Source organism: Streptomyces cinnabarinus, from assembly GCF_027270315.1.
GTDB classification, from domain to species: domain Bacteria; phylum Actinomycetota; class Actinomycetes; order Streptomycetales; family Streptomycetaceae; genus Streptomyces; species Streptomyces cinnabarinus.
In genome coordinates this window covers 9,276,886-9,291,153 of the sequence record NZ_CP114413.1, presented here as the reverse complement: position 1 = coordinate 9,291,153, position 14,268 = coordinate 9,276,886, and the positions used below count along the sequence as shown (strand labels likewise).

General features: G+C 68.4%; 8 protein-coding genes and 1 pseudogene. 5 read left to right on the top strand and 4 right to left on the bottom strand.

The genetic code is table 11. The features are described 5' to 3' along the window. The first annotated feature begins 135 nt into the window (after window positions 1-135). Window positions 136-1,095, top strand: coding sequence for a hypothetical protein (locus tag STRCI_RS41855; RefSeq protein WP_269664234.1), 960 nt, complete (start codon window positions 136-138; stop codon window positions 1,093-1,095). Window positions 1,096-1,487: 392 nt separating this feature from the next. Here the strand turns inward: STRCI_RS41855 and STRCI_RS43710 are convergent. Further along, window positions 1,488-1,575: pseudogene (locus STRCI_RS43710) on the bottom strand (transposase); the annotation flags it as partial. 608 nt (window positions 1,576-2,183) lie between these two features. On the opposite strand from STRCI_RS43710, the gene STRCI_RS41845 reads away from it, so the two are divergent. Further along, window positions 2,184-2,789, top strand: a complete 606-nt coding sequence (locus tag STRCI_RS41845) for a dihydrofolate reductase family protein (protein ID WP_269664233.1) — start codon at window positions 2,184-2,186, stop codon at window positions 2,787-2,789. Between the two features lie 482 nt (window positions 2,790-3,271). Here the strand turns inward: STRCI_RS41845 and STRCI_RS41840 are convergent, their stop codons facing one another. Further along, complete coding sequence (locus tag STRCI_RS41840; protein ID WP_269664232.1) at window positions 3,272-4,390, bottom strand: fatty acid desaturase family protein; 1,119 nt, start codon at window positions 4,388-4,390, stop codon at window positions 3,272-3,274. Window positions 4,391-4,397: 7 nt separating this feature from the next. After that, on the bottom strand, window positions 4,398-5,453 hold the full coding sequence (locus STRCI_RS41835; protein ID WP_269664231.1) for a ferredoxin reductase: 1,056 nt from the start codon (window positions 5,451-5,453) through the stop codon (window positions 4,398-4,400). An 86-nt stretch (window positions 5,454-5,539) separates the two neighbouring features. Between STRCI_RS41835 and STRCI_RS41830 the strand changes: the two genes are divergently transcribed. Continuing rightward, a complete protein-coding gene (locus STRCI_RS41830; protein ID WP_269664230.1) occupies window positions 5,540-6,679 on the top strand; it encodes a PucR family transcriptional regulator in 1,140 nt (379 codons plus the stop codon). An 873-nt stretch (window positions 6,680-7,552) separates the two neighbouring features. Here the strand turns inward: STRCI_RS41830 and STRCI_RS41820 are convergent. Continuing rightward, complete coding sequence (locus STRCI_RS41820; protein ID WP_269664229.1) at window positions 7,553-9,049, bottom strand: IMP dehydrogenase; 1,497 nt, start codon at window positions 9,047-9,049, stop codon at window positions 7,553-7,555. A gap of 650 nt (window positions 9,050-9,699) precedes the next feature. On the opposite strand from STRCI_RS41820, the gene STRCI_RS41815 reads away from it, so the two are divergent. Both STRCI_RS41815 and STRCI_RS41810 read left to right on the top strand, forming a co-directional pair. After that, window positions 9,700-10,032: a CU044_2847 family protein gene (locus tag STRCI_RS41815; RefSeq protein ID WP_269664228.1), complete on the top strand. Its 333-nt coding sequence runs from the start codon at window positions 9,700-9,702 to the stop codon at window positions 10,030-10,032. Continuing rightward, window positions 10,016-14,242, top strand: a complete 4,227-nt coding sequence (locus STRCI_RS41810; protein ID WP_269664227.1) for a trypsin-like peptidase domain-containing protein — start codon at window positions 10,016-10,018, stop codon at window positions 14,240-14,242. The genes STRCI_RS41815 and STRCI_RS41810 overlap by 17 nt, the downstream gene beginning before the upstream one ends. Window positions 14,243-14,268: the final 26 nt, after the last annotated feature.

Below are 14,268 nucleotides of genomic sequence, written 5' to 3'. Positions count from 1 at the left end.
CGAAGAACATAGAGTCCCCCGCACAGGGCCCACAGAATCCCGCCATACGGAACGGTAACGGGGCACAGCATGGCTATCATGTAACGATCACCAGGAATGTATTGCCTGATACATGAGTCTTCCTAACCTGCCTGCATGTCATTCTTTTCTATTAGCCGCAAGGGAACCCCAGCCATCACGCTGGAGCTTGACGATGTGCGCCTCGGGAAACTCCTCAAGTCGCTGCGCGCCACGATGGAAACGGTTGCGATGGGGCGCACAGACGTTTGCGTGGCGCAGGTCGAGAATTTCCTGACACCCACACCCCAGGACTGGGACCGCAGATCCTTCCGGCTGGCCGTTCTGGCACGCTTTCTGTCCAAGTCCCCCGTGCCCTCGGAGTGGGCCAGGACGAATCCGGACAATGCCACCGCCCTGATCCTGCATGCCTGGTCCACACTCTGCCGGGCCCGCACGACAGGCAATTCGGAAGGCGTCTCCAGGGCCAGAACCGACTGCCTTCGCGCTGCGGATCTCGCCCCCCAGGACCCCACGCCCTGGATCGTCCTGCTGGAGATGGGCCGCTTGGAGCGCCACGCCCCTGCAGACGTCTTCCAGGTGTGGAACGAGGTGGTGCTGCGCGACCGCTGGAACCGGGAGGCCTACCTGAGCATGATGCGCTACCTGACACCGGACGAGGGCGGTTCGCGGCTTCAGGTACTGGAATTCGTCGACTCTCTCCGTGCTCGCGTTCCCGCAAACGCGCCCTGCGTAGCAACGGAGCTGACCTCCCAGGTACTGCATTACCAGTCGATACAGGCCCGGGGAGGCGTCGAAGGCCTCATGGCACGCAATTTCTGGACCGATAGACAGGTCAATGACACGCTCGACCGCGCCGCACAACACTGGGCCCGGCCGTCCTTCTTCAACCACGCAGCTGCCCTCGCCGACCTCAACACCCTCGCCTACGCCCTCATGGCAACCAACCGCCGCCGTGATGCCCATCCCGCCTTCCAGGCAATCGGCTCAGCTGTCACCCACTGGCCCTGGCAATTCGAAGGAGACCCGGTGACCGTGTTCCAACGCATGCAAGCACGGGCGAAATCCGGGCAATAGGCCCCTGGCCTTCGCGGTGAGGCGGATGAGTCGCTCGTAGCAGCATCAGCCAGTGGCTACCAGGGGCTTCTCGGCGAACTCTTCACGGGCGTACAGCAAGGCGCATTGGGCGCCGGTTACCGATGCCCGTGAAGATCGCAATCGCGCACGGTTCAGCAAGGGAGCATCTGATCAACGCTCAGGCTGTTGTGGGCGGTCATGTCCGTTTCGGATTTGCCAGGTTGGCGCGGATTCTCCCGTCAGTCCGCGGGACATCTTGTTACTGAGCCTGAACTCAAGGCATCCGCCGATGAAGTGGGGGCGGCACTGGATCCTCCTCATGCCGTGGCGGATGGTCTGGATGAGGTGCTCGGGAGTGGTGAATGCAGTGTTGGACAGCCAACCGCACCGCTGCAGTGACCAGATGCCCTCGACCGGGCTGAGGCCGGGCGCGTAGGAAGGCAGCTGGTAGACGGTCAGCCAGTCCAGCCGGGCGATGAACTGCCGTATCCCGTAGGCGAAATGAACGATGAGGTTCTGTCCCAGATGAGCACGGCCTGCCGAGCTGCTGATGCACGGACAGGAGCAGGTCGCGGTAGTCGGCCCAGGCAAAGCTCATGCGGCCATCGCGCCGGCCGTCGTCATGGAGACACGGCAGCGGGAGCGGCCGCGGACCCGGATATCTGTGGCATCGACGACGACCACGTCGCCACCAAGCAGCTGCCGCCGTCAGGGACGTCGGCGGTCCGCGAGGTCCTCTGGGAGCACTGGCCTTCGGGGTGGGTGCGGGGGAAGGTACGCGAGGACCGGGGGCTGACCGCCGGCATCGGGTGCGCGTGTGATGTCGGGATGCCCTGCACTCGCCTCCAGTGGCTGCGTCGGACCGGCGGCCTCGGTGACAGGTACGGCGTCGCACAGAGCTCGACGCGGCCATGAGGCAGGGGCCTGCCAGCTCGGTGCCTGTGCTAGTCGGGTCATCCAGGCAGTGCCGCTCCGTCGACCTGATCGGCTGCAGCGTCATGAGGTTTCTCGTTACTCCACGGCGCGGCCGATGAGTTTGTGGCTCCCGGGCGGTCCAAGCTCGTGACACCCCAGGAAAGGACAGCGCCATGTCGGAGCTTCTCGTCGACTTCATCACCTCCCTCGACGGCTACGCATCGGGAGAGGGATGGCCCGGGTTCTGGGGCCTGGAAGGCCCGGAGTACCTCGCATGGCTCGGTGAGCAGCCCGAGGCCACTTACCTGATGGGAGCGAACACCTACCGCCTGATGTCGGGCTTCGCCGCAGGTGAGGTCCCCGATGGACAAGACGAGTTCAGGCCCGAGGAAGAGGCGTCCGTCGACGAGCTCACGCAAGCGTCCAAGGTGGTGTTCTCCTCCTCACTCCAGGAGCCACTGACGTGGGCCAACTCAACGCTCGTCCGCGACGACGCCGTCGAAGCTGTCCGCGCCATGAAGTCCAGTAGTTCGGGGCTCCTCAGCACGATCGGCAGCCTCAGCCTGTGCCGGTCCCTGCTACGAGCCGGACTCGTCGACCGCTTCCGGGTCGTGATGTTCCCGGTGATCACCGGCGCCACGGGCGAGGAACGCATCTACGACGGCTATCCGGACGTGGCCCTCGAGATGATCGAGCACCGCACCTTCGACAGCCGTATCCAGCTGGTCGAGTACAAGCCCCGCGTGCTCGAGCACCCGCCGCTCGGCGTCCCTGCGTGACGTCGCCCCGCCCGCCGGTGGTGCCGCGGTTGAGAAAGGCAGGGTTCCTCTGGCACCCGGAGGCGATGCCGTGCTCGTACACGGCCGGGAGACCAGCGATGTCCGGCAGGCCCTCTGCGCTGATTCGTCTGCGTCCACAACGCCAGCCGCTGCTCCCCGATTCGATCTCCAGGAACGACACCGCCAGGCTCGTGGCCCGCCGTGAGTGCAGCACAACTCAGCCCACGTCTACGGAGACCAGCGCCCGCCACCAGCGCAGGGTCGGACACCGGGGCAGCGGGCGGGCATCGGTTCCGGACGTGTCCACGTCACATCACATGCTGAGCTCCCGGCGCACGTCCGGGCAGCGCAGCTAGAGACCGGGCTGCCCGGATCACGTGTCGTACGGTCTGATGTCGCGGGCCCCCACCGACCGCAAGGGACCTGACCGAACCCGGCGGTGCCACCGGTACGGCCGAAGGATCTCAAACCGATACCGAGAATCAGGCCGCGAGGACCTCCTGCTCGCGGTTCGGTGTCTTGACCTTGGGCTTCTTGTTCGGCAGCGAGAGCCGGACGACCTTGTGCCACGCGGAGAACACCTGCTTGGGCAGCGGCCCGGTGACGTACTCCAGCTCGTACTTCTCGAACAGTGCGCGCACCTTCACCGCGACCTCGGCGTACCGGTTGCTGGGCAGGTCCGGGAAGAGGTGGTGCTCGATCTGGTGCGAGAGGTTGCCGGTCATGAAGTGCATGGCCTTGCTGCCGCTGATGTTCGCCGAGCCCATCATCTGGCGCAGGTACCACTCACCGCGCGTCTCGCCCTTGATCGACCGGCGCTCGAAGACCTGCACGCCCTCGGGGAAGTGCCCGCACATGATCACCGAGTGGGACCAGATGTTGCGGACCAGGTTGGCGGTGAACGTGGCGGCGAGTGTGGTGAGGAACGAGGGGCCCGACAGCAGCGGGTGGATCACGTAGTCCTTGAGGACCTGCTTGCGGATCTTGCGGCCCACGGCCTTGGCCCGCGCGCGGAACTCTGGGTTCTTGCGGCGGTGCTTGGACAGGTTCGCGCCGAGTTCCAGGTCGTACGCTGCGATGCCGTATTCGAAGAAGCAGGCGTTGAGGAAATTCCACAGCGGCTGGCCGAGGTGGAACGGGTGCCATTTCTGGTCCTCGTCGACGCGCATGATGCCGTAGCCGAGGTCGTTGTCCTTGCCGAGCACGTTGGTGTACTTGTGGTGCAGCTCGTTGTGCGAGTGCTTCCACTGGTCGGCCGGCGAGACGTGATCCCAATCCCAGGTGGTGGAGTGGATCTTCGGGTCGCGCATCCAGTCCCACTGGCCGTGCAGGATGTTGTGACCGATCTCCATGTTGTCCATGATCTTCGCCACGGACAGTCCGGCGGTGCCGATCAGCCACGCGGGCGGGAAGAACGAGAACAACAGCACGCCCCTGCTGGCCAGCTCGAGCTTGCGCTGCGCCGAGATCACCTTGCGGATGTAGGCGGCGTCTTTCTCGCCGCGGCTGGCGATCACCTCATCGCGGATCGCGTCCAGCTCGCGGCCGAGCTCCTCGATCTGCTCCGCGGTCAGGTGGGCGGTGGGGTCGATGGCGGTCAAGGTGCTCCTAGCGTTCGATGTCGCAGGGGCCCGCGGCGGCGGACACGCAGGTCTGGATGAGGACGCCCGGTTCGGCCTCGGTGATCTCACCGGTGCGCAGGTCACGGACGGCGCCCGCCTTGAGCGGTGTGGTGCAGCTGAAGCAGATGCCCATGCGGCACCCGGAGGGCATAAGCACTCCGGCCTCTTCGCCGACGTCCAGCAGCGGCGTGGTGCCGTCCGCGTCGGCGGTCTTGCCGGTGGTGCTGAACGTGACCTCGCCGCCGTCGCCGGCGACGACGATGCTGGGGCGGAAGCGTTCGGTGTGCAGGCGCTCTGGGACGCCGTGCTCGGCCCAGTGCTTTTCGGCGGCGTCGAGCAGGCCCGTGGGCCCGCAGGCCCAGGTCTCACGCTCGGCCCAGTCGGGTACGAGTTCGTCGAGACGGGCGATGTCGAGCATGCCGTCCGTGTCGGTGTGCACCTCGGTGAGCTGCAGCTTCTTCTCCGCGACCAGGTCGTGCAGCTCGTTGCGGAAGATCACGTCGTGCGGCTGTGGCGCGCAGTGGACCATGACGACATCGTCGAATGCGGTGTCGCGCAGCATGCCCATGACGGGGGTGATGCCGCTGCCGGCCGTCAGGTAGAGCACCTTGGCGGGCTTGGCCTTCGGCAGCACGAAGTCACCGGTCGCCTGGTCGAGCTGGATCAGCGTGCCCGGTGTCGCCCTGCGGACCAGGTGGTTGCTGACTTTGCCGTCCGGGATCGCCTTCACGGTGATCGTGACGCGGCCGTCCTTGCGGCTGGTCGGTGAGGTGAGCGAGTAGGCACGCCACAGGCGCACGCCGTCGACGTCCACGCCGATGCGCACGTACTGGCCGGCTGTGTGGCCGCGCCAGCCCCGTCCCGGTCTGATCACGATGGTCGCGGCGTCGCCCGTCTCGGGGTGCACGGCCTCGATGCGTCCCCGCAGGTCAGCGCCCGCACGCAGCGGGCTGACCAGGTCGAGGTAGTCAGACGGCAGCAGCGGCGTGGTGACCATCTCCAGTAGTTTCCACGCCCTGCTGCGGAGGGCTGTACTCGTCATGGCTCCAGCTTGCTGCGCCTCAGGGCGTAAAGTCCTGACCGCAGGACGTAAATCTGATCGGCTGAATTGTTCGCAGGGAATAAAACGTGAGCCACGTGATGCGGAGGGCCAGTGAACTGGCCCTGGATGAGACGACGGTCACAGCACTTCGGGCCGCGCTGAAGGCCACCGCCGACGAGGTCGTCCAGGCGATCATCGACGAGGTCCCGCCCTACGCCAATGCCCTCACGGGCCACATGGGCGCCACCATCCGCCGAGCCGTCCGCACCGCCCTGGGGCACTACCTGGACCTCGCGAGCGGGAACGCCACGGGCGTCGACGGCGGTGACGCGGCCTACGAGCTGGGCCGCGGCGAGGTCCGCGACGGCCGCTCGATGGACGCCCTGCTCAGCGCCTACCGCGTCGGCGCCCGCGTGGCCTGGCGATGCCTGGCAGACGGTGCCGTACCCGCAGGGCTGCCCGCCGCCGAGGTCGCCAAGTTCGCCGAGCTGACCTTCGCCTACATCGACGAGCTCTCCGCCGCGAGCGCCGCGGGCCACGCCGACGAACTGGCCGCCCGCGGCCGGGCCCACGAGCGCCACCTGGAACACCTGGCCCGCGACCTCCTCGCCGGTGCGGGCCCGGACGTGCTGCTGGCCTCCGCGCAACGGGCGGGGTGGCAGCCTCCGGGTTCCCTGACCGCGGTCCTGCTGCCCGCCGCCCAGGCCCGGCCCGCCTACCGCGCGCTCGACCCGAGCACCCTGGTCCTCGACGACCTTCCGGACGCCACCGGTGTGCTGCTCGTCCCCGACGCCGACCGATCGCATCTCCTGCGTCAGCTGACCGACCGCACCGCCGTGGTCGGCCCGGCCCGGCCCTGGACTCGAGCGTCCGCCTCATACGCACGCGCCGTACGCGCCCGGTCCCTCTCCTCTGATATTCGCGACACCGAGGACCACCTGCCCGAGCTGGTGCTCACCGCCGACGCGGACGCACTCGCAGACCTGCGTGCCCGAGCCCTCGCACCGCTGCGGACCTTGCCCGTCGCAACCGCACGCCGGTTGGAGGAGACCTTGCGGGCGTGGCTGCTGCACCAGGGCAGGCGGGACGAGGTGGCGGCGGAGTTGTTCGTCCATCCCCAGACCGTCCGGTACCGGATGTCACAGCTGCGGGAGCTGTTCCCGGACCTCGCATCGCCGCACCGGGTCCTTGAACTGACGCTGGCGGTCGCCCTTCGGGGCAGCTGACGCGTACTGCGAGCGGCCGCGACCGCCTCCCAGATCGGGGTCCTCTCGCCTACGCCTACGAACGCTGATCGACCGGCGACTGGATCTGCCCACGTTCTGGACGGACGACCACGAGTGGTGCCGGCTGGCGGGCCTTGACGACACCGTCGCCCTCGAGACGGAGGTGGCGGGCAGCCGTCACCGGAGCAGGGAGTCGACGTCGCAGCCCTGACCGCCAGGCGCGGACTCGGTCGGCACGAGCTCACTGATCAGTGGCGGGACTGGTGAGCACCCCATCATCGTGAGTGGTCAGGCTGCGGTGGGCCGTCTCGGTTTCCGTCTCATTCATCTGCGTTCGGGAACGTTCAGGCGCGTTCCGCATTCGGCCTCGCACGGGTCGGTGCGACCACGCATGAACCCAGGGAACGCCCCCGAACGACCCCCGGCGTCGTCAGCGAGCAGGTGGCGGTAGTCGGCCGCGCTGGTCCTGGTATCGGTGCAGCAGACGGCGGCCTGCGGCAGAGCAAGCGGCAGATACCCCAGATCCGGGGGCGAAGGACCGCCTTCAGCGCATGCGAGCCTCGATCCCGTTGCCCGACGAGGAACAGGCAGCCGGTCGACGACGGCCAAACCTCCCTCAACCGGCTCCTGGAACACCTCGCGGACACCCTCACACCGTCCATGGCGCACACTGTCGACCAGTGCACGGCCGAGCCGGCCGCGCACTGCGCTCGCTGGTGGCGGCGGGACCTGATACCGCAGGCGTCGCTGACTGTCGGCATCCCCGCTCACCTCGATGACTGGCAGCAGCTGGCGGTGGGTGGGGCCGGACTGTGCCGACCGTGCACTGTGCCCCTACGACCCGTAGTGCCGTCGGCGGGCCTTGCCCGCTTGTCAGGATGCTGTGGCCGGGGTGTCCCGCAAGGCGACGTTGGCGTGGCTCTCCTGGAAGCTCTGGTCTGAGACGAGGGTCAGCCGGGCCGTGGACTGGAACTCCGGCAGGGTGGTGGAGCCGCAGGAGACCATCGTGGTCTTGAGCTTGGCGATGGTCAGGGCGAGTCCTTCGTTGAGGTCGCCGGCGTAGGGGACGTAGCCGTCCACGCCTTCCTCGAAGACCAGCCCTTGACCGCCCTGGCCGTAGCGCTGCCAGTTGCGGGCCCGGTTCGAGCCCTCGCCCCAGTACTCCTTCACGAACCCGTCGCGGGTGGGCAGCTTCGCGCCGGCTGCCTGGTCGAAGCGCGCGAAGTAGCGTCCCATCATGACGAAGTCGGCTCCCATCGCCAGCGCCAGAGCCACGTGGTAGTCGTGCACCAGACCGCCGTCGGAGCAGATCGGCACGTACTCGCCGGTGCGCTCGCGGAAGGCGTCCCGGGCTGCCGCGACGTCCAGCACAGCACTGGCCTGGCCGCGGCCGATGCCCTTCTGGTCGCGAGTGATACAGATGGAACCGCCGCCTACGCCAACCTTGACGAAGTCCGCCCCCGCCTCCGCGAGGAAGGTGAACGCCTCGCCGTCGACCACGTTGCCGCCGCCGACCGGGATCTCGGGGAAGTGCTTCTTCACCCAGGTCAGGGCCTGGGCCTGCCAGTCGCTGTAGCCGTCGGACGAGTCGAAGCAGAGCGCGTCCGCGCCCGCCTCCACCAGGGCCGGAATGCGCTCCTGGTAGTCATGGGTGTTGACGCCCGCGCCCACGCGCAGGCGCTTGGCGTCATCCACGACCTGGTTCGGGAATCTCTTGTTGTCCGTGTAGTCGGACCGGAAGACCAAGTACTGCAGGTTGCCGTCGCTGTCCAGCACCGGCAGGCAGTCCAGCCGTTCGTCCCACAGCCGGGCGTTGGCCTCGGAAAGGGTGGTGTCAGGCCCTGCGTGGGGCAGGTCGGCAATGGCAGTCATCCGCCCTCTGACCGGTTCGGCCAGGTCGTGGCGTTCGGGGTGGAAGTCGCGGGATGTCACCAGGCCGAGCAGGCGGCCAGTGGCGGTCCCGTCGTGGGTGACTGCGGCAGTGCTGTGACCTGTGCGGCGCATGATGTCGACCAGAAGATCCAGGCTGTCATCAGGCCGCACATTCGTATCGCTGGTGACGAACCCGGCCTTGAAGTTCTTCACTTGGCAGACCGCTGCGACCTGGTCCTGGATCGACTGGTTGTGGTGCAGAAAGCTCAGACCGCCGTTGCGAGCGAGCGCGATCGCGAGTTCCGGTGTGCTGACGGCCTGCATGATCGCGGACGTGAACGGGGAGTGCAGCTCGATCGCCGATGCCTCGCCGACAATGTGCCGCACGAGGGGCGTACGCAACTCGACCGTCGCGGGCGAGCAGTCGGTCCGGGTGCGGTTGGGCAAGAGCAGAAACTCGTTGAACGTCCGTGAGACCTCGGCCATGATCTGTGCCACTCGTTCCTCCTGACCCGTCGGCTGGGCCCGACTGCCCCGCCGTGAAGATCGCGCCCGTGTCTCAGGGCCCGGGCAGGCAGGGATCGGCGAGGCAGCCATAGAGGCGCCACACATGAGGCAGAGCCCTGACCGGCCCGTGAATTCGAACGGGTGCGGTCGTGACCTGGCACCTTATCGATTGGCCAGCCCTCAGTGCGAATTGTGCCGTTGAGCGGCAACTGCCGCCCGGCGGTTCCTTCAGGCCCTCGGCCCGATCCCCTGCGTCAGCGCCACGCGAGCACCAGCTTCCAGTGCGAGGCCGCGGCACCGCTGCGCCGGGCTCCGCGCCTGCCCCCCGGCGAACTCCCGCTCCAGTCGCCACATCTGACGCCGCGCCGTCCAGCGTGCCGAACGCGGCCTCGGCATCCGGCTGCCCGGGCTGGATCACCGAGACCACAGACTCCAGGCTGTCTTTCATCAGCAGAGCCGCTTTCGGCCTGCACGGAGACTTCGACGCGGTGAGCGCCACCCGGACGACCGACCGGAGCTCCGGCCGGGGGCAGTTCGACCGTCCGCGGACTCCGGTTCACTTCCCCTTTTGCCATCACTCCGGGCCCGGAGCGCGGATACGCTGCGGTGCAGTGTTTGAAGTCAGGGGGACGGACAGCACGATGGGTGAGCAGAAGGCGCTACAGATCCTGTCGTACGGCGTGCGAGACGGGACGCGGGTGCGCTTCGAGATCGAGGCGGGCGAGCAGTGGCAGCAGGTCACTTCGGTCGGCCGTGCGGGGCCGGTCCTGGATGCGGTGTCACCAGCGGTGGAAGGCGCGCGGGAGCACGTGAAGGACCCGCAACTGGGGCAGGGGGAGGCCACGTTCGGGGTGCGGGCGGCGGGCGCGGCGACCTGGCTGACCGCCGGGGCCGCGACGGAAGCGCACTTCGAGATCACTCTGGCCTGGCCTGGTCTGGAGCTGCCTCGGACGCGGCATGACAGCCGCAGGTGACGGTCCTCGGCCGGCTTCGGCTGCCTGGGTTGCGGCTGTCCATCGGTCCGAGAGCGACCGTCAGCCGATCGGTGCGGGGTTCCTCATCGACGGTCAGCGTGTGCTGACGTGCGCACATGTGGTGTTCGAGCAGGGACAACCGCGGCCCGAGTTGTGGGTGGCCTTCCCCAAGGCACCGCGGCTCGGGTACCGACGGATTCGGGTCACCGCCGTGCAGGCACCGCCGATGGCCGAGCACGATGTGTGGGACGTTGCGGCGCTCGTCCTGGACGAGCCGGTGGCCGAGGGATACGCGGCTCGGCTGCGGCAGCCCGACATCGGCAGCCTGATGGCGCGTCAGGGCCAATGGTGGGCGTTCGGGTTCCCCGACGGGATGCTGGGCAACTCCGCCCACGGCGCGGTCGGCGAGGAACTCGGTTATGGGTGGATCCGGTTGGACACCGACTCCCGCCATGGCGTCAAACGAGGCTACAGCGGGGCAGCGTTGTGGTCGGGTGAGTACCAGGCGGTGGTCGGTATGGTCGGCCAGGCCCAGGGCAACGGGGACGCCCGTGCGATCACCATCGAGGCGATCGCGCAGAGCCTGCCCGAGCAAAAGATCCATCTGCTGACCGAGTGGGCCACCGAGGCTGCCGGGGAAAGCGCGCTTGCCGCGTGGGGATGGAGCCTGGACGCCGACCCCGAAGCGGTGCGGCACTGGCGCCCCCGGGCTCGGGGCGTACACACCGACAGCGAGCGGGGGTTCAGGTTCCGCGGGCGCACCGCCGCCCTGACACAGATCCGCGACTGGCTCAGTGGCGTGCTGCCCCACGGCCGGGTCCTGGTCGTGACCGGCTCCCCCGGCGTGGGCAAGTCCACGGTCCTCGGCCGCATGGTGACCACCTCCGACCCGGCTGTCGCCGCGTCGCTCCCTTTCGACGACGACGCCGTGCGCGCGGTGGAAGGCTCGGTCGCCTGCGCCGTACACGCCAAGGGCAAGACCGCCCTGGAAGTCGCCGGTGAAATCGCCCGGGCCGCCTCGGCACGACTGCCGTGGGAGCCGGCCGAGCTCGCCGAGAACCTCGCCGCAACCCTCGAGCGGTCCCGGCGCGGCAGCTTCAGCGTCGTCATCGACGCCTTGGACGAGGCCGTCGGTCCTCAGCACGCCCGTCAGATCATCTGTGACATCGTCCGGCCGCTCGCCCACGACCTCCACCATCTTGGTGTGCGCGTCGTCGTCGGGACCCGCCGTCTCGACGACGCCGGCCCCCTGTTGGACTACTTCGGCAACACCTACGTGCTCGACCTGGACGACGCCCGCTACTTCAGCCAGGCCGACCTCGCCGCCTACGCCCTGGCCACCTTGCAGCTCCAGGGCGCCGAGCGACCCGGAAACCCCTACACCGATACCGACGCAGCCCTGCCCGTTGCGGAACGGATCGCGCAGCTGGCCGACCGTAACTTCCTGATCGCCGGTCTGGTCGCCCGCGCCCACGGCATGCACGGCCGCGATCCGATCGACCTCGACGCCCTGCACTTCACCCCGACCGTCGACGCCGCCCTGAACAACTATCTGACCTTGCTGCCCCGTACCGACGGCGTGCCCGCGGCCGCGGTCTTCGCAGCCCTCGCCTACGCCGAAGCCCCGGGTATGCCCATCCATCTCTGGCGCGCCGTCATCGCCGCCCTGGGCTACCCCTCCCCCAGTACCGCCGGGCTGGAGGCCTTCGCGCGGTCCTCAGCCGCCAACTTCCTCGTCGAAACCAGCACCACCGACCTGCCGGTGCCCGCCTACCGGCTGTTCCACCAAGCCCTACGCGACGCCCTCGTCCGCCACCGCAACACCACCGCCGACGAGAACGCCATCACCCACGCCCTGCTGGCCAGCGGCCGCGAACTCGGCTGGGACCGGGCCCCCGCCTATCTCCTCAGCGCGCTGGCCGGCCACGCCGAACGCGGCCAAGCCATCGACGCTCTCCTGGCCGAGGACGACTACCTCCTCCACGCCGACCTCCGTCGCCTCATCCCCGCTGCCGCAACCGCCACGACAGCACCAGCACGACAACGCGCCAGCCTCATACGCCTGACACCCCACGCCATCGACGCCCCACCCGCCGAACGCGCAGCCCTCTACAGCCTGACCGAGACCATCCATGACCTGGGATCCAGCTATCGTGCCCGCCAAGGCCCCTACCGCGCACGATGGGCATCGATCCGGACCGGCCAACAGCAAGTCGTCCTGGAGGGCCACACCGACTGGGTGAAAGCCCTGTGCACGGTGCACCTGCCGGACGGCCGCAACCTCCTTGCCTCCGGCAGCAACGACGGATCGGTACGGCTGTGGGACCCCGCAACCGGCATCCCGCAACACCACCTCACCGGCCACACCTACCCGGTTGTGGCCCTGCGTGCTGTGCAGGTGCCGGACGGCCGCACCCTGCTCGCCTCCGCCAGTATGGACGGCACGGTCCGGGTGTGGGATCCCGTCACCGGCGCCCAAGAACACCACCTCGTCGGCGACCACACCGACGCGATCGTGTCCTTGTGCACGGTTCAGATGGCCGACGGCCGCACCCTGCTCGCCTCCGGCAGCGACGTCGGCGCGGTGCGGCTGTGGGATCCCGCCACCGGCACGCAAGAACACCACCTCATCAGCGACGACCGCATGATCGAAGCCCTGTGCACGATCCAGGTGGCCGACGGCAGAGCTCTGCTCGCCTCAGCCGGCCATGACGGCGCCGTGCGGCTGTGGGATCCCGTCACCGGCACCCAGGTAGACCATCTCACCGGCCACACGGGCGCTGTCACCGCCCTGTGCACCATCCAGACGGCCGACGGCCGCATCCTGCTCGCCTCCGCCAGTCACGACAGCACGGTCCGGCTGTGGGATCCCGCCACCGGCACCCAAGCACACCAGCTCACCGACCACACCAACTGGGTCACCGCCCTGTGCACCGTCCAGACGGCCGACGGCCGCACCCTGCTCGCCTCCGCCAGTCACGACAGCACGGTCCGGCTGTGGGATCCCGCCACCGGCGCCCAAGCACACCAGCTCACCGACCACACCAACTGGGTCAGCGCCCTGGGCACGGTCAGGTCGAGCAACGGCCGCACCCTGCTTGCTTCTGGCGACGGCAACGGCGCGGTGCGGCTGTGGGATCCCGCCACCGGCACCCAGGAACACCACCTCACCGACCACACCGACCGGGTCAAGGCGTTATGCACGGTTCAGATAGCCGACGGCCGCACCCTGCTCGCCTCCGCCAGTTACGACAGCACAGTCCGGCTGTGGGACGCTTGCGGCGCCCAGGAGCTTCACGTCGCTGACCGCGCTGACTGGGTGAGGGCCTTGTGCCTGGTGCGGCTCTCGGGCTGTCGCACGCTTTTGGCCTCCGGAGGTGCCGACGGCACCGTCATGCTGTGGGATCCCGCCACAGGCATCCAGGAACACCACCTCACCGGCCACACCGACGCGGTCAGGGCCCTGTGCACGGTCCAGGTGGCCAACGGCCGCGCCCTCCTCGCCTCCGGGGGCATCGACGGCGTCAGGTGGTGGGATCCCGTCACCGGCGTCCAAGAACACCACCTCATTGGCCACACCGACCAGGTCAGCGCCCTGTGCACGGTCCAGATGCCCGACGGCCGCACCCTGCTCGCCTCCGGGGGCACCGACGGGGTGAGCTTGTGGGATCTTGCCACAGGCGTCGAAGAACACCACCTCACCGGCCACACCGACCAGGTCACCGCCTTGTGCACGGTCCAGTTGCCCGACGGCTACACACTGCTCGCCTCCGGCAGCTTCGACAACACGGTCAGGCTGTGGGACCCGGCAACAGGCGTCCAGGAACACCACCTCACCGGCCACACCGACGCGGTCGCGGCCCTGTGCACCGTCCAGATGGCCGACGGCCGCACCCTCCTGGCCTCCGGCAGCATCGACGGGACGGTCAGGCTGTGGGACCCCGCCACAGGCATCCAGGAACACCACCTCACCGGCCACACCGACGCGGTCGCGGCCCTGTGCACCGTCCAGATGGCCGACGGCCGCACCCTGCTCGCCTCCGGCAGCATCGACCGCACGGTCCGGCTTTGGGACGACGCAGGGAACCTCAGAGCCCGGATTCCGGTCGGAGACGTCTGGGCGCTCGTCCCGTGTGCCGGACTGGCCATTGCGCTGACCCGCGGGCTACTCGTTGTAGATGTAGCTGGCAATTTGCTCCAGGAGCCTTAGACAAGCCGGGCGGCGGCGTAGAAACG